The organism is Enterobacteriaceae endosymbiont of Donacia thalassina, assembly GCF_012568245.1.
GTDB lineage: Bacteria > Pseudomonadota > Gammaproteobacteria > Enterobacterales > Enterobacteriaceae.
The window spans coordinates 442827-462341 of the sequence record NZ_CP046188.1 but is presented as its reverse complement, the minus strand read 5'-3'; the positions used below and the strand labels follow the sequence as shown (position 1 = coordinate 462341).

20 protein-coding genes are annotated in these 19515 nt (G+C 18.0%); 6 read left to right on the top strand and 14 right to left on the bottom strand.

Translation table 11 applies throughout. The annotated features are described in order from the left end of the window. Window positions 1-106: 106 nt before the first annotated feature. The 6 genes from cgtA to rplM all read right to left on the bottom strand — a co-directional run bounded on the left by cgtA (window position 107) and on the right by rplM (window position 4076). Entirely contained in the window at window positions 107-1120 is a 1014-nt protein-coding gene (cgtA, locus tag GJU02_RS02230) for an Obg family GTPase CgtA (protein ID WP_168919450.1), read from the bottom strand. Window positions 1121-1206: 86 nt separating this feature from the next. Beyond that, window positions 1207-1464 (bottom strand): 50S ribosomal protein L27, encoded by a 258-nt coding sequence (gene rpmA, locus GJU02_RS02225; RefSeq protein ID WP_168919449.1) that lies wholly within the window; start codon window positions 1462-1464, stop codon window positions 1207-1209. A gap of 11 nt (window positions 1465-1475) precedes the next feature. After that, window positions 1476-1793: a 50S ribosomal protein L21 gene (rplU, locus tag GJU02_RS02220; protein WP_168919448.1), complete on the bottom strand. Its 318-nt coding sequence runs from the start codon at window positions 1791-1793 to the stop codon at window positions 1476-1478. Between the two features lie 55 nt (window positions 1794-1848). Then, window positions 1849-3114, bottom strand: a complete 1266-nt coding sequence (gene murA, locus GJU02_RS02215) for a UDP-N-acetylglucosamine 1-carboxyvinyltransferase (RefSeq protein WP_168919447.1) — start codon at window positions 3112-3114, stop codon at window positions 1849-1851. 116 nt (window positions 3115-3230) lie between these two features. Further along, window positions 3231-3629, bottom strand: a complete 399-nt coding sequence (gene rpsI, locus GJU02_RS02210) for a 30S ribosomal protein S9 (protein ID WP_168919446.1) — start codon at window positions 3627-3629, stop codon at window positions 3231-3233. Between the two features lie 24 nt (window positions 3630-3653). After that, window positions 3654-4076, bottom strand: a complete 423-nt coding sequence (gene rplM / locus GJU02_RS02205) for a 50S ribosomal protein L13 (RefSeq protein ID WP_168919445.1) — start codon at window positions 4074-4076, stop codon at window positions 3654-3656. 224 nt (window positions 4077-4300) lie between these two features. On the opposite strand from rplM, the gene argR reads away from it, so the two are divergent. Beyond that, entirely contained in the window at window positions 4301-4783 is a 483-nt protein-coding gene (gene argR / locus GJU02_RS02200) for a transcriptional regulator ArgR (RefSeq protein ID WP_425482341.1), read from the top strand. A gap of 22 nt (window positions 4784-4805) precedes the next feature. Here argR and serS read toward each other — a convergent pair whose 3' ends face one another. Then, on the bottom strand, window positions 4806-6086 hold the full coding sequence (gene serS / locus GJU02_RS02195) for a serine--tRNA ligase (RefSeq protein ID WP_168919444.1): 1281 nt from the start codon (window positions 6084-6086) through the stop codon (window positions 4806-4808). A gap of 134 nt (window positions 6087-6220) precedes the next feature. Between serS and trxB the strand changes: the two genes are divergently transcribed. After that, complete coding sequence (trxB, locus tag GJU02_RS02190) at window positions 6221-7183, top strand: thioredoxin-disulfide reductase (protein WP_168919443.1); 963 nt, start codon at window positions 6221-6223, stop codon at window positions 7181-7183. A 92-nt stretch (window positions 7184-7275) separates the two neighbouring features. Here trxB and infA read toward each other — a convergent pair whose 3' ends face one another. The 5 genes from infA to ppa all read right to left on the bottom strand — a co-directional run bounded on the left by infA (window position 7276) and on the right by ppa (window position 13025). Beyond that, a complete protein-coding gene (gene infA, locus GJU02_RS02185; RefSeq protein ID WP_168919442.1) occupies window positions 7276-7494 on the bottom strand; it encodes a translation initiation factor IF-1 in 219 nt (72 codons plus the stop codon). Between the two features lie 31 nt (window positions 7495-7525). Further along, complete coding sequence (locus GJU02_RS02180) at window positions 7526-9271, bottom strand: ATP-binding cassette domain-containing protein (protein ID WP_168919441.1); 1746 nt, start codon at window positions 9269-9271, stop codon at window positions 7526-7528. Between the two features lie 27 nt (window positions 9272-9298). After that, window positions 9299-11014, bottom strand: coding sequence for an ATP-binding cassette domain-containing protein (locus GJU02_RS02175; RefSeq protein ID WP_168919440.1), 1716 nt, complete (start codon window positions 11012-11014; stop codon window positions 9299-9301). A gap of 74 nt (window positions 11015-11088) precedes the next feature. Then, the gene (gene eno, locus GJU02_RS02170; protein WP_168919439.1) at window positions 11089-12336 is read right to left on the bottom strand and encodes a phosphopyruvate hydratase; all 1248 of its coding nucleotides are present in this window, start codon (window positions 12334-12336) and stop codon (window positions 11089-11091) included. A gap of 146 nt (window positions 12337-12482) precedes the next feature. After that, the gene (gene ppa, locus GJU02_RS02165) at window positions 12483-13025 is read right to left on the bottom strand and encodes an inorganic diphosphatase (protein ID WP_168919438.1); all 543 of its coding nucleotides are present in this window, start codon (window positions 13023-13025) and stop codon (window positions 12483-12485) included. 166 nt (window positions 13026-13191) lie between these two features. On the opposite strand from ppa, the gene rpoZ reads away from it, so the two are divergent. Beyond that, window positions 13192-13443 (top strand): DNA-directed RNA polymerase subunit omega, encoded by a 252-nt coding sequence (gene rpoZ, locus GJU02_RS02160; RefSeq protein ID WP_168919437.1) that lies wholly within the window; start codon window positions 13192-13194, stop codon window positions 13441-13443. 58 nt (window positions 13444-13501) lie between these two features. Here the strand turns inward: rpoZ and gyrB are convergent, their stop codons facing one another. Continuing rightward, window positions 13502-15913 carry a DNA topoisomerase (ATP-hydrolyzing) subunit B gene (gyrB, locus tag GJU02_RS02155; protein ID WP_168919436.1) on the bottom strand — a complete coding sequence of 804 codons (2412 nt, stop codon included), beginning with the start codon at window positions 15911-15913 and terminating at the stop codon, window positions 13502-13504. Between the two features lie 34 nt (window positions 15914-15947). Beyond that, the gene (dnaN, locus tag GJU02_RS02150; RefSeq protein ID WP_168919435.1) at window positions 15948-17075 is read right to left on the bottom strand and encodes a DNA polymerase III subunit beta; all 1128 of its coding nucleotides are present in this window, start codon (window positions 17073-17075) and stop codon (window positions 15948-15950) included. Window positions 17076-17266: 191 nt separating this feature from the next. On the opposite strand from dnaN, the gene rpmH reads away from it, so the two are divergent. The 3 genes from rpmH to yidC all read left to right on the top strand — a co-directional run bounded on the left by rpmH (window position 17267) and on the right by yidC (window position 19514). Then, window positions 17267-17419, top strand: a complete 153-nt coding sequence (rpmH, locus tag GJU02_RS02145; protein WP_168919434.1) for a 50S ribosomal protein L34 — start codon at window positions 17267-17269, stop codon at window positions 17417-17419. Window positions 17420-17422: 3 nt separating this feature from the next. After that, window positions 17423-17785, top strand: coding sequence for a ribonuclease P protein component (rnpA, locus tag GJU02_RS02140; protein WP_168919433.1), 363 nt, complete (start codon window positions 17423-17425; stop codon window positions 17783-17785). Window positions 17786-17882: 97 nt separating this feature from the next. After that, window positions 17883-19514 (top strand): membrane protein insertase YidC, encoded by a 1632-nt coding sequence (yidC, locus tag GJU02_RS02135; RefSeq protein WP_168919432.1) that lies wholly within the window; start codon window positions 17883-17885, stop codon window positions 19512-19514. Window position 19515 lies beyond the last annotated feature (1 nt).

The following is a 19515-nucleotide window of genomic DNA, read 5'->3' as shown; positions in this document are numbered from 1 at the left end:
TTTTAAATCCAAATTAAATAAAATTTAATTTAATATAATTTTATAATAAAATTATCTAAATATTTTAAATAAGTATTTTAACGAAGTATTTTATACTATAATTTTTTTATTTATAAAAATATTTTAAAATATCTATATATAATTTTTTTATTCCAATATTTCTTATGGATGAAATTAAATAAAATTTTTTTATAAATTTATATTTTATTAAAGTTTTATCAATATAATATATTAATTTATTTTTATTATTTAATAAATCAATTTTATTAAAAATAAGCCATTGTTCTTTTAAAAGAAGTTTTTTATTAAATTTTATAATTTCAAAATTAATTATATCTATAATAGTAGATATATTATTTTTCTCATCAATACTTGATACATCTATAAAATGTAATAATAATTTGCAATATTTAAAATGTTTAATAAAATTTAATCCTAATCCTTTTCCAATTGAAGATTTCTTTATAATACTAGGTACATCTAATATTGAAATATAAGAATCACTTAATTTATTTTTAATAACACCCAAAATTGGTTTTGTGGTGGTGAAAAAATAATTACCAATTTTAGTATTAGCAGAAGATATTTTTTTTATAAATGTTGATTTTCCTGAATTAGGTAATCCTAATACACTTATATCTGCTTTTAAAATAAATTCTAGTTTAATTTTTTTTTTTTGTCCTAGATAACCTTTAGTTCTTTTATATGGAGTTCTATTTATAGAAGATTTAAAATTGATATTTCCTAATCCTCCATTTCCTCCTTTTGCTGCTAAAAAAATTTGTTTATTTTTCTTTAAAAATACAAGAACTATTTTTTTTTTCATATCAATAATTTTGGTACCTATTGGTACTTGAATTATTAAATCTTTCCCATTTTTTCCTGTACACTGACTATTTTGTCCTTTAAATCCATTTTCAGATATATAAGTATTTCTATTATGAAAATAATTTAAATTATTAATATTATTATTAGATATAAAATATATATTTCCTCCTTTACCTCCATTACCTCCATCAGGACCTCCTTTAGGAATAAATTTTGCACGATGAAAACTAATACATCCATTTCCTCCTTTACCAGCTTTAATATCTATAATTACTTCATCAAAAAATTTCATTATAACTCCACGTTATAAAAAATATATATTTTATAAATTAAAAAAATTGTTTAATATTTTATTAGAATTAAAAATTAATATAAAGTTTATATAATTATAATATTAATATATTTTTTTTTTTTAATTCCTTTTTTAGTAAATTTAACAATCCCATTAATTTTTGAAAACAAAGTATGATCTTTACCACATCCTACATTATCTCCTGCATGAAATTTATTACCTCTTTGTCTTATAAGAATATATCCTGGTTTAACTTTTTCTCCTCCAAAACATTTTATACCTAGTCTTTTCGAATGTGAATCTCTACCATTTCTAGAAGATCCTCCAGCTTTTTTATGTGCCATAAAATATTATCCTATATTGAATATTTAATTTTAAGAATTTTAATACTAGTAAATAATTGACGATGTCCTTTTGTTTTTCGATAATGTTTTCTCCGACGAAATTTGATTATTTTAATTTTTTTATTTTTACCATGTAAAATTATTTGTGCTATTATTTTTGCTCCTGGAATAATAGGTTTTCCTATATTAAATTGATTTTTATCATATATCATTAGAATATTTTTAAATTCAATTTTATCTCCAATTTTTCCTATAATTTTTTCTAATTTAATAGTTTGACCTTGAATAATTTTATATTGTTTTCCACAACTATCAAAAACAGCATACATTAATTATTATCCTTATAAAATATATTAAAAAATAAAAATTAATAATATTAAATTATTAATTTTTATTTTTTAATCTTTTAATTTTTGCACCTAAGGAAATTAATTTTTTTTCTATAGTTTCATATCCACGATCAATATAATTTATATTATCAATAATAGTAGTTCCTTTTGCAATACATCCTGCTAAAACTAAACTAATTGATGCTCTTAAATCTGTAGCTTTAATCTTTGCACTATAAAGTGATCTAACACCATTACAAAATACTTCATTATTTTTTATAAAAATTTTTGCTCCCATTTTAATTAATTCATGTATATATAAAAAACGATTTTCAAAAATAGTTTCTTTTACTATACTCTTACCTAAAGAAATACAATTTAATAAAGTAAATTGAGGTTGCATATCTGTAGGAAAATTAGGATATGAACCTGTTATAATATTAACAGCTTTTGGTCTTTTATTATGCATATTAATGCTACACCAATTTTTTCCTGTTTTAATTTCTGCTCCTGAAGATTTTAATTTTTTTAAAATTATTCTTAAATTTTTAGGATTAGTATTTTTACATAATATATTACCTTTAGATATAGCTGCAGCTATTAAAAAAGTTCCTGTTTCTATTCTATCATCCATTATGGAATAAATACCTCCTTTTAATTTTAAAACACCTTTAATAATTATTTTATTTGTACCTGCTCCTTGAATATTAGCACCCATAGTATTTAAAAAATTAATTAAATCTTTTATTTCTGGTTCTTTTGCTGCACTTTCGATAATAGTAATACCTCTAGCATAAATTGCTGCTAAAATTATACTAATAGTAGCTCCTACACTTTTTTTTTCCATTATAATATGAGCACCTTGAAATTTTTTTTTTATAGATGCAATAATGCAATTATTTTTAATACAAATATTAGCACCTAATTTTTGTAAATTTTTAATATGTAAATCAATAGGTCTCATTCCAATAGAACAACCTCCTGGTAGGGATATATTTATTTTTTTTAGGCGTACTAAAAGAGGACTTATTAACCAAATAGAAGCTCTAATAGATTGTATTAAATTTTTAGGTAAATTAAAATTAGTATATAAATTATTTGCATTAATAATTAATGATTTTCCATATTTAATTTTTACTCCTAAGTTTAAAAACAATTTTATTGTTATATCAATATCTTTTAATTTAGGAATATTTTTGATTTCTATTAATTCTTCAATTAAGAGAGATGCAAATAAAATTGGTAAGGCAGAATTTTTAGATCCAGAAATATTAACTTCTCCTTTTAGTTGGACTGGACCTTTTATTATAAATTTATCCATTTTTTTCTCTAAAAATATTTATAAAAATATTAAAATAATTACAATTATTTCAATTGTTTAAAACAATTAAAATTAAATTTTATTTAATTAATAAAATTAATTAATAAATTTTTATTTTAACGTTTAGAAAATTGTGGACTACGTCTAGCTTTTTTAAGACCTACTTTTTTACGTTCTACTTTACGATCATCACGTGTTATAAAACCTGCTTTTTTTAAATCTTTTCTAAAAAGATTATCATATTTTATTAAAACTCTTGTAATTCCATGTCTAATGGCACCTGCTTGTCCAGAAGTACCACCACCTTTTACAGTAATATATAAATCTAACTTATTATTCATTTTTATTAATTCTAAAGGTTTTGTTATCATACTACAATATATTTTTCTTGAAAAAAAAATATCTATATTTTTTTTATTAATAGATATATTCCCATTACCTTTTTTTATAAATACTCTTGAAGAAGAGCTTTTTCTTCTTCCTGTTGCATTATAATCATAATTATTTTTTTTCATAAATTTATATCCTGAATAATATAATTAAATATTTAAAATATTTTGTTTTTGTTCTATATGTTTATGTGTTATACCTGTATAAATTTTTAATCTATTTAACATTAACATTCCTATTTTATTTTTAGGTAGCATACCTTTTACTGAATGTTGAATTATTTTACAAGGATTTTTTATAATTAGTTTTTCAAATGAAATTTTTTTTAATCCTCCAGAATAACCACTATGACTATAATAAAATTTATTTTTTCTTTTATTTCCTGTTATTTTAATTTTATCAGCATTAACAACTATGATATAATCACCCATATCAATATGAGGTAAATATGTAATTTTATGTTTTCCCATTAAATAATAGGCAATTATACTAGATAATCTACCCAAAATTTTATTTTTTGCATTTATAAGATACCATTGACGATTCATTTTTTTTTTCAATAAAATACTCATTTATATATATCCAAAATATAATTAATTAATAAGATTATATAATTTATTTATTTCTAATTTTTTAATAAAAAAATATAAATTTTTATTAAAATATGATAGTATAGTTGTATTATAAATGCAATTAGTCTTTTTTATTTTAATACTATGTTATATAGTTAACAGTATTTAAAATAAAATTTATTTTAAATAAAACATATTTTCTTTTATTTTGTTGTGGTGACTTTATGAATAATATAATTTCTGCAAAAAAAAAAGAAGCTAATTTAATTAAATTATTTAAAAATTTAATAAAACAAGAAAAATTTAGTACTCAAACAGAAATTGTACGTGCTTTACAAGCAGAAGGATTTCATAAAATTAATCAATCAAAAGTATCTAGGATGTTAACAAAATTTGGAGCTGTAAGAATTAGAAATACTAAAATGGAAATGGTATATTGTTTACCTTTAGAATTAGGAGTACCAAATACAACCAGCCCATTAAAAAATTTAGTATTAGATATTGATTATAATGATATTTTAATTATTATTCATACTAGTCCTGGAGCAGCTCAATTAATAGCCAGGTTATTAGATTCTTTAGGAAAAGCAGAAGGTATATTGGGAACAATTGCAGGTGATGATACTATTTTTGTAGTACCTACTCGTTTATTTAAAACTATTCATTTATATAATTCTATACAAAATTTATTTGAACAAAAATTTTAATATGAATATTTATAAAATTTTCTTATTTTATATATTTTAAACCTTGCATATATGGCCGTAAAATTCTTGGTATTTTAATACTTCCATTTTTAAGTTGATAATTTTCCATAATAGCAGCTAATGTCCTACCAACTGCTAACCCAGAACCATTTAAAGTATGTATAAATTTAATTTTTCCATCTTTAATTCTTCTATATCTGGCTTTTATTCTTCTTGATTGAAAATCCCACATATTAGAACAAGAAGAAATTTCATAATATTTATTTTTTGAAGGAAACCATACTTCTAAATCATAAGTTTTACTCGCTGCAAAACTCATATCACCTGTACATAATAACATTTTTCTATATGGTAATTTTAATAATTGTAATATTTTTTCTGCATGATCAGTAATTTGTTCTAAAGTTTTAATAGAAAATTTAGGTTTGACTAATTGTACTAATTCTACCTTATCAAATTGATGTGTACGTATTAATCCTTTATTATATTTACCATATGAACCAACTTCTGATCGAAAACAAGGACTATGAGCTACCATTTTGATTGGTAATTCTTTTTCTTCAATAATTTTATTATATACTAGATTTGTTAATGGTACTTCTGCAGTAGGGATTAAAAAATAATCACATACATTAGAATTTTTAAAATTTTTTATATGAAAAAGATCTTTACTAAATTTAGGTAATTGTCCAGTACCATATAAAGTTTTTTTTTTTACTACATAAGGAACATAAATTTCTTTATAATTATGATTATTAATATGAATATTTAACATAAATTGAATAAGTATTCTATATAAATATGCTATTGTTCCTTTTAATACAAAAAATTTTGATCCGCTCAAGTTTACACCTGATTCTAAATCAATACCTTTATGTAAGTAACCTATTTCTATATGATCAAGTATAGGAAAATTATATTTAACTATTTTCCCCCATTTTTTGATTTCTTTATTTTCTTTTGAATCTTTTCCAATAGGCACACCATCTAATGGTAAATTAGGTATTAAATTATATATATTATATATATCTTTTTTTATATTATTTAATAAAATTTTATTTTTTGAAATTTGATTATTAATCTCTATTACTATTTTTTTATATTTAGATATATTTTCAATATTTTTTGATAAATTTTTAGATATTTGGTTTTTTTTAATTTGTAATTTTTCTAATTTAATTTGAATATTTTTACGTTTTTTTTCTAATTGATTTATTAGATTAATATCTAAATAAAAATTTCTTTTTTTCAACATCTTATATACATAATTAATATTATTACGTAATAAATGTGTATCTAACATAATAGTTTCCTATATTAAATAATATATATATTATATAATATATATATTTATATATATTTTAATTTTTTAAAATATTTGATATTAATATAATATATTTTATATTAATATTTTAAATATGAAAATAATAAATTTATATGAAAAATTATAAAAAAACAAAAATTCTTATTTTAGGATCTGGTCCTGCTGGTTATACATCAGCAATATATACTGCAAGAGCTAATTTAAATCCTATTATTATTACAGGAAATAATATTGGAGGGCAATTAACACAAACATTTAATATTGAAAATTGGCCAGGAAATTATCCAAAAATAACTGGACAAAAATTAATGGATCAATTATATAATCATGCTTTATATTTTAATACTAATATTATTAATGATACAATAATAAAAGTTATTAATTTAAAAAAACCACCCTTTATTGTAGAAGGTAATTTATTTACATATATTTGTAGTAGTATGATTATTGCTACCGGGTCATATCCAAAATTTTTAGGTTTAGATTCTGAAAAAAAATTTATAGGAAAAGGTATTTCTACTTGTGCTATTTGTGATGGATTTTTTTATCGTAATAAAGTAGTTGCAATTGTGGGTGGAGGTAATTCAGCTATAGAAGAAGCATTATATTTATCTAAAATTACTTCTCAAGTACATTTGATTCATAGAAAAAAAAAATTTACTGCAGAAAAAATATTACTTCAAAAATTAAAATTATTTATAAAAAATAAAAAAATAATATTACATACTCCTTATATTGTAAAAGAAATATTAGGAAATAATGTTGGAGTAAAAGGAATAAAAATTTATTCTTTAAATACTAAAAATATTAAAATAATACCGGTATATGGTATATTTATATTAATTGGTTCTATTCCTAATAGTTTTTTATTTAAAAAAATATTAGAATTAGATAAAAACGGTTATATTATCACTAATAAAAATAAATCATGTAATTCAAATTTTACAGAAACAAATATACCTGGAGTTTTTGCTGCTGGTGATGTTATGGATAATATTTATAGACAAGCAATCACATCAGCAGCAACAGGATGTATGGCTGCATTAGATGCACAAAAATTTTTAAATAAAAAATAATTACTAGTTTATAAAGTAATTAATAATATTTATTATATTTGTAATGTAATAATACTTTTAAAATATATTCATTAATATTAAATCAAAAATTATTAACGACTACGGAAAATAATTCTACCTTTATTTAAATCATATGGTGTTAATTCAACAGTAACTTTATCTCCTGTTAATATACGAATATAATTTTTTCTCATTTTTCCTGAAATATGAGCTGTTATTATATGTCCATTTTCTAATTTTACATGAAAAATAGTATTAGGTAATGTATTTAATACTATTCCTTGCATTTCTATATTCTCTTCTTTTGACATTATTATTCCTTATATTAATAAAATATTATAATCATAATATTATATTATTTTTTATATAATGCCAATAATATCCTTTTTTATTCATTAAATCATCATATTTACCTTTTTCAACTAAAAAACCATTATTCATAAAATAAATACAATCCATTTTTTTCATAATATGAATATTATGTGTAATAAATATAATTATTTTTTTTTGAAAAATTGATAAAATTAATTTAATAATTTTAATAGAAGAAATTGGATCTAATCCTTCTGTAAGTTCATCTAATAAAATTAAATTTCCATTATGTAATATAATTCTTACTATTCCTAATTTTTTTAATTCTCCTCCTGAAAGGATTCTACCACCTTCACCCATCCATTGATTTAAATTTTTTTTGTTATTTAATAATTTTTCTAAACCTACTAATTTTAAAATTTTTATTAAATCTTTATCATTAATATTTAAATTATTTTGATTATTTAATAAAATATTATTTTTTAGTGTATCACTAAATAAATATATTTGTTGGGGTAAAACACTTATATTTTTTCTTAATGTTAATAAATCCCATTTTTTTAAATTATATTTATTTAAATAAATACTTCCTTTAATAGGATCCCATGCTCGAGTTAATAACATAAATAATGTAGATTTTCCACAACCATTATATCCAGTAATAGCTATTTTTTGTTTTTTTTTTATATGTAAAGATATATTTTTTAGTATATATGGATATTTTTTATTATAATAAAAAAATAAATTATTTATATCTAATTTCAGAGAAGAATTAATATAATTCTTATTTTGATTTATAAAAGTAATAATTGGTTTTTGTTTGATAATATTAAAAATTTTCTTGGCTGAAAAAAAAATTTCATGAATATTTTGAAAAATATTATTTAGAGGAAATAATATTTTTGAAAAAGTTATTAGAAATAATAGAAATAATATAATTTTATGTTGTAATTTAATATCATAAAAATAAATATGATTATATATTAATATTATTAATATATTAATATCAGTAATAATACTTATTAATAATTGAGAATTAATATTGTAATTGTTTTTTATTAATTGTATTTTTTCTAAATTTAATTCTAATATATTAATTTTATTAGATATATATTTTATACCTTCAAATATTTTATATTCAGTATAAAATGATAAAAAATTATTTATTAAGTTATAATATTTTTTTTTTATACTTATATTTTTTTTTCCTATTATTTTACCCTTTTGATAAAAATAAAAAAAATAAAATATAATTAATATTAATATATTAATGAATAAGATTAAAAAAAAAATTATATTAAATAAACTTAAATATAATAAAACTATCAAAGTTATAATACTTATTATTAAAAAAGGAGTAATTATTTGTAAATATAAAAAATCTAATATTTCAATATCAGAAATTAATATATTTAATATTTCAATATTATGAAATGAAATTAATTTAGATGGATATAAAGGAAAAATTTTATTTAGAATTAAAATTCTTAAATTTTTTAAAAAATGTAAAGTATTATTATGTTGAATGATTTTTTCAAAATATTTAGTAATAATTTTAATTATTGAAATTAATCTAATAATAGTTGTAGGTATTATATAATTATAATAAATATTATTATTTTGCATACTTAATAAAAACGTAGAAGTTAATAAATATCCAGATATTATAGATAAAAACAAATTCATAAAATTATTTATTATAGATAAAAAAATTCCTAAAAAAATTTTTTTAACATGTTTTTGATAGTTTTTTAAGAAATAAAATAAATGAAACATTTTAAAACTCTTTTTTTTAATAAAAATTTATTGATTTTTTTTTAAAATATGTTTTTTTATAATTTTACCATTATTCATATACCAAATTTCATTATAATAATTTATTTTATATATTTTATGTGTAATTGTTATGCTAACTTTAAATGGTGAAATATTTTTCTTTATTGATTTTATAATATCATATTGACTTTGAATATCAATATTAGATATTGGTTCATCTAATAATAATAATAAATGATTTTTAATTAATGCTCTAGCAATAGCTATTCTTTGTATTTGACCTACTGATAAATATATTCTTTCTTTATATAAAGAAGTATTTATTCCATTCGGTAATTTTTCCAAAAAATTTGTTATACCAATTTCTTTAATAATATTTTTTATTTTTTTTATATTTATTTTTTTACTAAAAAATAAATTTTTTCGAATTGTTATAGCAGATAATTTAGGATTTTGTCTAACAAATGATATTTGTTTATACCAACTATATAAATTTATATTATTAAATTCAATATTATTAATTTTAAATGATCCATCATATGGTAAAAGACCTAAAAAAACATTAAATAATGTTGTTTTTCCACATCCATTAGGTCCAATAATAACTATATTTTGTCCAGAAAAAATTTTAAAAGATATAGGTCCTACTAAAATATGTCCATCTTTATTTTTAATTACTAAATTTTTAGCTCTTATTTCTAATTTTTTTGTTTTTTGGAAATTTTTTTTTTTATTTTTTAAATTAATATATTTTTTATTATTTAATAATATTATTATATTATTAGCAGCACCAATTGCTCTTGATTTAATATGATAAAGTAATCCTAAATTATTAAAATTTTGAAAATATTCAGAAATTAGCATTAATATAAAAAAACTATGTAATATTTTAATATTTTTATTATAAAAACCAAAATTTATTACATGTAAATATGTAAAACAAAAATACATAATAATAAAAGCTAAAGAAATAGAAGAAAAAAATTCTAAAATAGCTGAAGTTAAAAAAATTATTTTTAATATCTCAATATTTTTTTTTCTATATTGTTCAATATATAAAGAAATTTTTTTAATTTCTATTTTATAAAAATTAAATAATCTAATAGTTTCTATACCTTTTAATCTATCAAAAAAAAGTCCATTTAAGATAGATAATATTTTAAAATTTTTTTTATTTTTTTTTGTAGCTTGTTTACCTATTAATATTATAAAAAAAATAATTATTATACTAATAGTAACTATTACTATATCTAAAAACCAGCTGATAAAAAATATATTAATTAAAATTACTAAAGATACTATTTTTATAGTAAAAATTTGAGGTATATATTGATTATAATAATTTTTTAAATTTTCTACTTGATCTATAATTAATGATAGATCAGATCCTGATGTTTGATTTTTTAATTTTTCATAATATTGTGATGTTAATTTACTTAAAATTTTTTTTCTAATAGAAATTTTTATTTTTTGACTATAATAAAAATTTATTTTACTTATTAAAATTGTTATTAATATTTTTATTATCAAACATATAAATATTATTATATTATAATAAATAATTTTTTTATTATCTTCTTTTAAAAAGAAAGTTTGTATTTGTTTAGATAATATCCAATTTTGTATGATGAATACACATATATTAATAAAATTAAGTAAATGAGAAATTATTAATAAATTTTTAGCAAATAAACTTTGTTTTTTTAACCAAAAAACTATTTCTTTTTCTGTATATATTTTCATTTTAAATAAAAAATTTATTTAAATAATATTGATTACTATGTTGGATATATACACAACATAGTTTATAAAATTATTTATAATTTTTCTTCAATTCTAATTAACTGATTATATTTTGCAATTCTATCAGAACGGCTCATAGAACCAGTTTTAATTTGATCAGCATTTGTACCTACAGCTAAATCTGAAATAAATGTATCTTCTGTTTCTCCAGATCTATGTGAAATAATAATTTTGTATCCTGCTTTTTTAGCTAATTTAATAGTAGATAATGTTTCTGTAAGAGAACCAATTTGATTTAATTTTATTAAAATAGCATTAGCAACTTTTTTTTTAATACCTTTTTTTAAATATTTTTGATTAGTAACAAATAAATCATCTCCTACTAATTGAATTTTATTACCTAGTACTTTTGTTTGATATATAAATCCATCCCAATCAGATTCATCTAATCCATCTTCTATAGAAGTAATAGGATATTTTTTACTTAAATTAGATAAAAAATTCGTAAATTCTTTCGAAGAAAGATTTATATTTTCACTTTTTAAGTGATATCTTTTATTATAGAATAATTCTGAAGCTGCACAATCAATAGCAAAAGTAATATCTTTTCCAAGAATAAATCCAGCATTGTAAACAGCTTGTGATATCATATCAAATGCTTCACTATTATTAGTTAAATTTGGAGCATATCCTCCTTCATCTCCAACTGAAGTAATTAATTTATTTTTTTTAAGTACAAAAGATAAATGATGAAATATTTCTGCACCATAACGTATAGATTCTTTTATATTTTTTGCACTAATAGGTTGAATCATAAATTCTTGTATATCTAAATTATTATTAGCATGTTTACCACCATTAATAATATTAATCATTGGTAATGGCATAAAAAATTTTTTTTCTGTATTATTAATATTACTAATATATTGAAATAATGGTATTTTATAAAATAACGCTGATGCTCTAGCATTTGCTAAAGAAACAGCTAAAATAGTATTAGCACCAAAATTTGATTTATTTTCAGTATTATCTAAATTAATCATAATTTCATCAATATTTGATTGATTTAATGCATTTTGATTATATAAATATTTATTTAAAATAGTATTAATTATTTTAATAGGTTTTAAAACTCCTTTTCCTAAAAATCTTTTTTTATTTCCATCACGCAATTCTATTGCTTCTTTAGATCCTGTTGACGCTCCAGAAGGAACAGAAGCAGTACCAATTATATCATTATTTAAATGTACTTCCGCTTCAATAGTAGGATAACCTCTAGAATCAATTATTTCCCTACCTATTACTTTTTTTATTTTAGACATTTTTTTACCTTAATAAAATTCATAATATATATTATATAATAATCAAAATTTTTTATAAAAATATATTAAATCTTATTTTTTTATTTTATAAAATTATTAAAAAAAATAATTACTTTAATAACAAATAATATAAATTTATTAAAATATTAATTATTATTATTTTTTTGTTGAAATCTTTTAATAGAAATTAAAATCTCATTTTTTGCTTGAAAAATATCTCCCCAATCATTAACTTTACACCATTTTTTATTTTCTAAATCTTTATAATGTTTAAAAAAATATATAATTTGTTTTTGTAAAAAAATAGATAAATCTTTTATCTCTTTAATTAATATATATTCTTGAGAAATTTTTTCGTGGGGTACTGCAATTATTTTTTTATCATCTCCAGATTCATCTATCATATTTAATAAACCTATAGGACGACATCTTATTACAGATCCTGGTATAATTGGATATTTAGTTATAACTAAAACATCTAGTGCATCATTATCTAATGATAATGTATTATTTATATATCCATAATTACATGGATAAAAAATAGGTATATTAATAAAACGATCTACAAATAATGTTCCATATTTTTTATTAATTTCATATTTTATTGGACTAGAATTTGAAGATATTTCAATAATAACATTAATATCATTAGGAATATTTTTTCCTGCAGGAATACTATTTAAATTCATATAATAATTTCCTTTAAAATAAAAAACATATTTGATTTTAAATATTATTTTTTTAAAATTTTATATTTAAAAAATATGATATAATAATTAATATATATATTATTATTATTTAAATAAAATTAATAATTAAATTTAGTAATTTTTTATAAAAAATGGAATATTAATTATGGCTAGAGTTACAGTAGAAAAAGCTGTTCAAAAAATAGGTAATAGATTTGATTTAGTTATAATAGCATCTAAAAGAGCAAGACAAATTCAAATTAGAGGAAAAATTCCTTTATTACCTGAAAAAAATGATAAAACAACTATTTTAGCATTACGAGAAATTGAAAAAGGTCTAATAAATAAAAAAAATATAAATAGCTATGAAAAAAATATAGATAAAAAATTTCAATCTATTGATTTACATAATTATTAATTATTTTTATATATTAAAATAGAAATACTAAAAATATTATCTTTTTTTAATTATTTTATTAAAAATCAATGTTAGTTACTTTTAAAGCATTATTTTTTATAAATAATCTTCTAGGTTCAACTTCATCACCCATAAGAGTGGAAAATAATTTATCTGCTATTAATGCATCTTTAATTGTTACTTTTAACATATTACGAGTTAAAGGATTCATAGTTGTTTCCCATAATTGATTTGGATTCATTTCACCTAATCCTTTATATCTTTGTATAGTAAAACTTTTTTTAGATTCTTTTAATAACCATTCTATACCCTCTTCAAAAGATTTGATATTTTTATATTTTTCTCCTTTTTTTACACGAAAAATTTTTTTATCTTTTAAAGATATTAATTGATTTCCTAATAAACAAATTTTTTTATATTCATTACTAATAAAAAAATCATAATTAAAAAAATATTTATTTATATTACCATATTTATTTTCATAAATTATTAGTTCAAAAATATTTTTTTTTATATTTTTATTTATATTTCCTGAAAAATTAATATTTATATATTTTTTATTTAAAAATAATAATAAATTATTTAACCATAATTTTACATGATTATAATCATTTAATTTTTCTAATTTTATATTATATAATAAAGCATATAATATTTTATTAGGAAAAATATATTTTGAAAATCTTATAATTTTTTTTACTAAATTATATTCATTAATTAAAATAAATAATTTTTTATCTGATAAAATCTTTTGTGAATTTTTAAAAAAAAATATAGCTTTATTTAAAGCTATATTTAGTGTATAAATTTCCATTTCTTCATTATTTTTAATATATATTTTTTTATTTCCTTTTTTAATTCTATATAGTGGTGGTTGAGCTATATATATATATCCTTTTTCTATTATTTGAGGCATTTGTCGATAAAAAAATGTTAATAATAGAGTACGAATATGTGCTCCATCTACATCTGCATCTGTCATAATAATAATATTATGATATCTTAATTTATCTAAATTGTATTTTCCTGAATTAATATTACAACCTAAAGCAGTAATCAACATAATAATTTCTTGAGAAGAAATAATTTTATTAAATCCAGCTTTTTCTACATTCAAAATTTTTCCTTTTAAGGGTAAAACTGCCTGATTTTTTCTATTTCTTCCTTGTTTTGCTGATCCTCCAGCAGAATCTCCTTCTACTAAATAAATTTCAGATAATTTAGGATTATTTTCTTGACAATCAGATAATTTTCCTGGTAATCTAGATATGTTAAAAATGTTTTGGTTTTTTATTATTTCTTTTGTTTTTCTAGCTATATCTCTTATTTTTGCTGCATGTATAATTTTTTCTATTATTTTTTTAGCATCATTAGGATTTTCTAATAAAAAAAACATTAACTGTTGATTCACATAACATTCTACCAAAGATTTGATTTCAGATGAAATTAATTTTTCTTTAGTTTGAGAAGAAAATTTAGGATTTGAAATTTTAATAGATATAATAGCTATTAAACCTTCTCTAGTATCTTCTCCTGTTATATTACATATTTTTTTTTTATTGTATTTTTCTTTATCAATATACAAATTAATTGTACGTGTTATAGCTGATTTTAATCCAGATAAATGAGTCCCTCCATTTTCTTGGGGTATATTATTAGTAAAACAATATATTTTTTCTTTAAAAGAATTATTCCATTGCATAACAACTTCTATACTAATTTCGTTATTTTTATTATAACAATAAAAAATATTTTTATGTATAATGTTATTATTTTTACTTAAATATTTAATAAATTCTTTTATACCTCCATAATATTTAAATAAATTAGATTTATTATTTTTTATATCAGTTATTGAAATTAATAATCCTGAATTTAAAAAAGATAGTTCTCTTAATCTTTTAGATAAAATTTTATAATTAAAAGATTGAATATTAGTAAAAATATTATAATTAGGCCAAAATCTAATATGAGTACCTGTAGTTGTAGTAATACCAATACTTTTTAATTTTTCTTGTGGAATTCCATAACAATATAATTGTTTATATAACTTACCATTTCTTTTAATAATTAATTCTAATTTTTTAGATAAAGCATTAACAACAGAAATACCTACACCATGTAATCCTCCTGATAATTTATATGATTTATTATTAAATTTACCTCCTGCATGTAATATAGTCATAATTACTTCAGCTGCTGATACTTGAGCTTCTTTATGTATTCCTGTAGGAATACCTCTACCATCATCAATTATAGAAATTGAATTATCATTATGAATAATTACATTTATATTTTTACAATAACCAGATAACGATTCATCTATAGCATTATCTATTACTTCAAATACCATATGATGTAATCCTGTACCATCATCTGTATTTCCAATATACATTCCTGGTCTTTTTTTTACTGCATCTAGTCCTTTTAAAATTTGGATACTTGATGAATTATAATATTTATTTGTCAAATTTAATCCTTTTTTATAAAAAATTTATATAATTTTAAATTTTCATTGGCATAATTAAATAAATTTTATTTTTTTTATATTCATTTTCTATTCGAATACTAGAAATATTATTAATAAAAGAAATTTTAATAATTTCATTTTCTAATATATTAACTACATTAATTAAATAATTAATATTTAAAGATATACTCATATTATATTCTTTTGTCTTATTATATTCTTCTTCTATTTTTAATATTTCTTCAGCTTTTTCATTATGAATATTACTACTAAATATTTTTAAATAATTATTGTTAAATGATAAGGTTACTCCCTTAGTTCTTTCATTAACTAGAATAGAAATTCTATTTAAAGCATTTTTTAACTTTATACGATTAATTTTAATAATTTTATAAAAAATTTTAGGTATAATTTTTTCATAACTAGGAAAATTACTTTCAATTAATTTAGATATAAATTTTAAATTATTAAAAATAAAACATATATTATTTTTATTAATTTTAATATTAATTAATTCATTAGTATCATTGATTAATTTAGATAATTCAAAAATACTTTTCTTAGGAATTATAACACAATAATCTATTATTTTTATATTTATTTTACAAGTATAAATAGATAATCTATGTCCATCAGTTGATACAATATTTAAAATATTATTTTTTATTTGTAATAATAATCCATTTAAATATTTCCTTACATCATTATCTGCTATAGAAAAATAAGTAGCATATATGAATTTTTTTATTGTTTTATGTTCAAGACTAAATTCTATATCAGATTTTATAAAATCTATAGTTGGAAAATTTTCTGCTGGTAAAGTAGATATAGTAAAATTACAATTTTTTGATGATATAATAGCTTTATTATTACTAAATAATATATTTATTCTATGATTTTTAGGTAAACTACGACATATATTATAAAATTTTTTTCCTTGAATAATAATAGAATATTTTTTTTTATTATTTAAATTTTTAATAAATGATGTAATTTCAATTTCTAAATTAGTACTTTTAAAAAAAATTAAACCATTATTTAAAATTTCTATTAAAATATGATTTATATTTGGATATATAGATTTAGTATTAATAATGTTTGTAACATATTGTAATGGTTTAATTAGTAATTCACGATTAATAAGAATATTATTCTCTATCATTTTTTGATTTTATAAAAAAATTATAATAAAAAATATTTATTTATAATCATAACACAATTAAATTTTTAATTATTAAAAATTAATATATTAATCTAATAATAAAATTTTAAAAATTTAAAAAAAAATAATATAAAAAATATAAATTTTGTGTAATAATTAATAAATTATAAAATTTTTATAAGTGTAATTTTATGAAACGTACTTTTCAACCATCTATATTAAAAAGAAAAAGATCTCATGGATTTAGACATAGAATGAAAACAAAAAATGGAAGACAAATCATAAATCGTCGTCGTGCTAAAAAACGTTTTTGTTTAAGTATATCAGATAAAACAATTAAATAAAAAATGAATAATTTCAATTTTTCTAAAAAAAAACGATTAACTTCATTAAATTTTAATCTTGTATTTAATAATCCTATTAAATTATATAATAAATATTATACTATTTTAAGTAAAAAAAATAGAATAAAATATTCTCGTATAGGTATAATTATACCTAAAAAAATTATTAATAAAACAAATATAAGAAATAAATTAAAAAGAATTATTCGTGAGTATTTTCGTTTAAATCAATATTTATTTGTAAATATGGATTATATTATATTTGTAAATAATAAAAATATTTTAAAAAAAAATAATTTTTGTTTGAAAAAATATTTAGAAAAAATATGGAATTTTTTCAAAAAAAAACAAGTTATTTTAAAATAACTATTTATTTTTATTTTTTAAATAAAATTTAAACTAATTATGAATTTTAAGTTATAATTAATTTTTACTAGTAATAAATTAAAATGAGCATAAAATAATGAATTCAAAAAATAATATTATTGTAATTATTTTTTGTTTATTTAGTTTTATTGTTTTAAGTAATTGGCAAAAAATACATAATTATATGGAAAATAATAAAAGGGAAATTATTAATAAAAGTATAATAAATACAAATAATAAATATGGAATATTTTCTAATATTATTAAACATAATAATATTTTAATTAAAACTGATAAATTTATTTTAAAAATTAATCCTTATGGAGGTACTATTGAAAAAGTACAGCTATTAGATTATTTAGATAAATTACATTCTAAAAAATTTTTTACTTTATTAAAAAAAAATTCTGATTTTTTATATCAAATAAAAAGTGGTATAATACAAAAGAGTAATCTTAAAAAAGATCAATTTTTTAATAAAAATATTAAATTTTTTTCAAAATCATATAATTTTAAATTAAAAAAAAATAAAAATATATTAAAAATACCTTTATTTTTTTTAAAAAAAAATATTTTATATATTAAAATATTTACCTTTATAAAAGGAAATTATTTAATAAAAATTAATCATCAAATATTTAATCAAAGTAAAAAACCTATTAATATAGGTATATTTGGACAAATAGATAAATCTAGTAATACACCTAAAAAATATCTAGATAAAACACATAATAATATTTCAGTCAATACTTTTAATAATGTAGCTATTTCTACAGATAATAATAAATTCAAAAAATATAAATTTTCTAATATATTAAAAAATAAAAAAATAAATATTAATACTCATCATGGCTGGATAGCTATATTACAAAAATATTTTGCTTCAGTTTGGATTATTTCTGATTTTTCTAGAAAAAATAATATATATATAAAAAAAATATCTACTAATATTATTAGTGTTGGTTTTAAATCTTCTTATTATTTAATTTTTCCAAAAAAAAATCATATTTTTTTATCTAAATTATGGATAGGTCCTAAGATTCAAGAAAAAATGTCTAAAATTACACCTTTTTTAGATCTAACAGTAGATTATGGTTTTTTAGGATTTTTATCTAAACCATTATTTAAATTATTAAATTTATTATTTAATATAATAGGAAATTGGGGTTTTTCGATAATTATTATTACAATATTTATCAGAATTATCACATATCCATTATCTAAACAACAATATATTGCTATAGCTAAAATGAATTTTTTACAACCAAAAATTAAAAAAATTAAAAAAAATTTTAATAATGATAAAGAACGTTTTAGTAAAGAAATAATTTTATTATATAAAAAAGAAAATTTAAATCCATTATCTGGATTTATTCCTTTTATTATACAAATGCCAATTTTTTTAGCTTTATACTATATGTTAACTAATTCTATAGAACTAAGACATGCTCCATTTATTTTATGGATTAAAGATTTATCATCGGAAGATCCATATTATATTTTGCCAATAATAATGAGTATCACTATGTTAATAATTCAAAAAATTTCTCAAAATAATTTTGATAATGATTCTATACAAGAAAAATTAACATATATAATTCCTATTATTTTTAGTTTGTTTTTTTTATGGCTTCCTTCTGGATTAGTTTTATATTATATAATAAATAATATAATCACCATTTTACAACAAAAATGGATTTTTTATAAAATAAATAAAAAATACTATTAAA

Excerpts from the sequence above, each read along its gene's own strand:
- cgtA (WP_168919450.1), bottom strand. The coding sequence starts at position 1,120 with ATGAAATTTTTTGATGAAGTAATTATAGATATTAAAGCTGGTAAAGGA.
- rpmA (WP_168919449.1), bottom strand. The coding sequence starts at position 1,464 with ATGGCACATAAAAAAGCTGGAGGATCTTCTAGAAATGGTAGAGATTCA.
- rplU (WP_168919448.1), bottom strand. The coding sequence starts at position 1,793 with ATGTATGCTGTTTTTGATAGTTGTGGAAAACAATATAAAATTATTCAA.
- murA (WP_168919447.1), bottom strand. The coding sequence starts at position 3,114 with ATGGATAAATTTATAATAAAAGGTCCAGTCCAACTAAAAGGAGAAGTT.
- rpsI (WP_168919446.1), bottom strand. The coding sequence starts at position 3,629 with ATGAAAAAAAATAATTATGATTATAATGCAACAGGAAGAAGAAAAAGC.
- rplM (WP_168919445.1), bottom strand. The coding sequence starts at position 4,076 with ATGAGTATTTTATTGAAAAAAAAAATGAATCGTCAATGGTATCTTATA.
- argR (WP_425482341.1), top strand. The coding sequence starts at position 4,301 with ATGAATAATATAATTTCTGCAAAAAAAAAAGAAGCTAATTTAATTAAA.
- serS (WP_168919444.1), bottom strand. The coding sequence starts at position 6,086 with ATGTTAGATACACATTTATTACGTAATAATATTAATTATGTATATAAG.
- trxB (WP_168919443.1), top strand. The coding sequence starts at position 6,221 with ATGAAAAATTATAAAAAAACAAAAATTCTTATTTTAGGATCTGGTCCT.
- infA (WP_168919442.1), bottom strand. The coding sequence starts at position 7,494 with ATGTCAAAAGAAGAGAATATAGAAATGCAAGGAATAGTATTAAATACA.
- GJU02_RS02180 (WP_168919441.1), bottom strand. The coding sequence starts at position 9,271 with ATGTTTCATTTATTTTATTTCTTAAAAAACTATCAAAAACATGTTAAA.
- GJU02_RS02175 (WP_168919440.1), bottom strand. The coding sequence starts at position 11,014 with ATGAAAATATATACAGAAAAAGAAATAGTTTTTTGGTTAAAAAAACAA.
- eno (WP_168919439.1), bottom strand. The coding sequence starts at position 12,336 with ATGTCTAAAATAAAAAAAGTAATAGGTAGGGAAATAATTGATTCTAGA.
- ppa (WP_168919438.1), bottom strand. The coding sequence starts at position 13,025 with ATGAATTTAAATAGTATTCCTGCAGGAAAAAATATTCCTAATGATATT.
- rpoZ (WP_168919437.1), top strand. The coding sequence starts at position 13,192 with ATGGCTAGAGTTACAGTAGAAAAAGCTGTTCAAAAAATAGGTAATAGA.
- dnaN (WP_168919435.1), bottom strand. The coding sequence starts at position 17,075 with ATGATAGAGAATAATATTCTTATTAATCGTGAATTACTAATTAAACCA.
- rpmH (WP_168919434.1), top strand. The coding sequence starts at position 17,267 with ATGAAACGTACTTTTCAACCATCTATATTAAAAAGAAAAAGATCTCAT.
- rnpA (WP_168919433.1), top strand. The coding sequence starts at position 17,423 with ATGAATAATTTCAATTTTTCTAAAAAAAAACGATTAACTTCATTAAAT.
- yidC (WP_168919432.1), top strand. The coding sequence starts at position 17,883 with ATGAATTCAAAAAATAATATTATTGTAATTATTTTTTGTTTATTTAGT.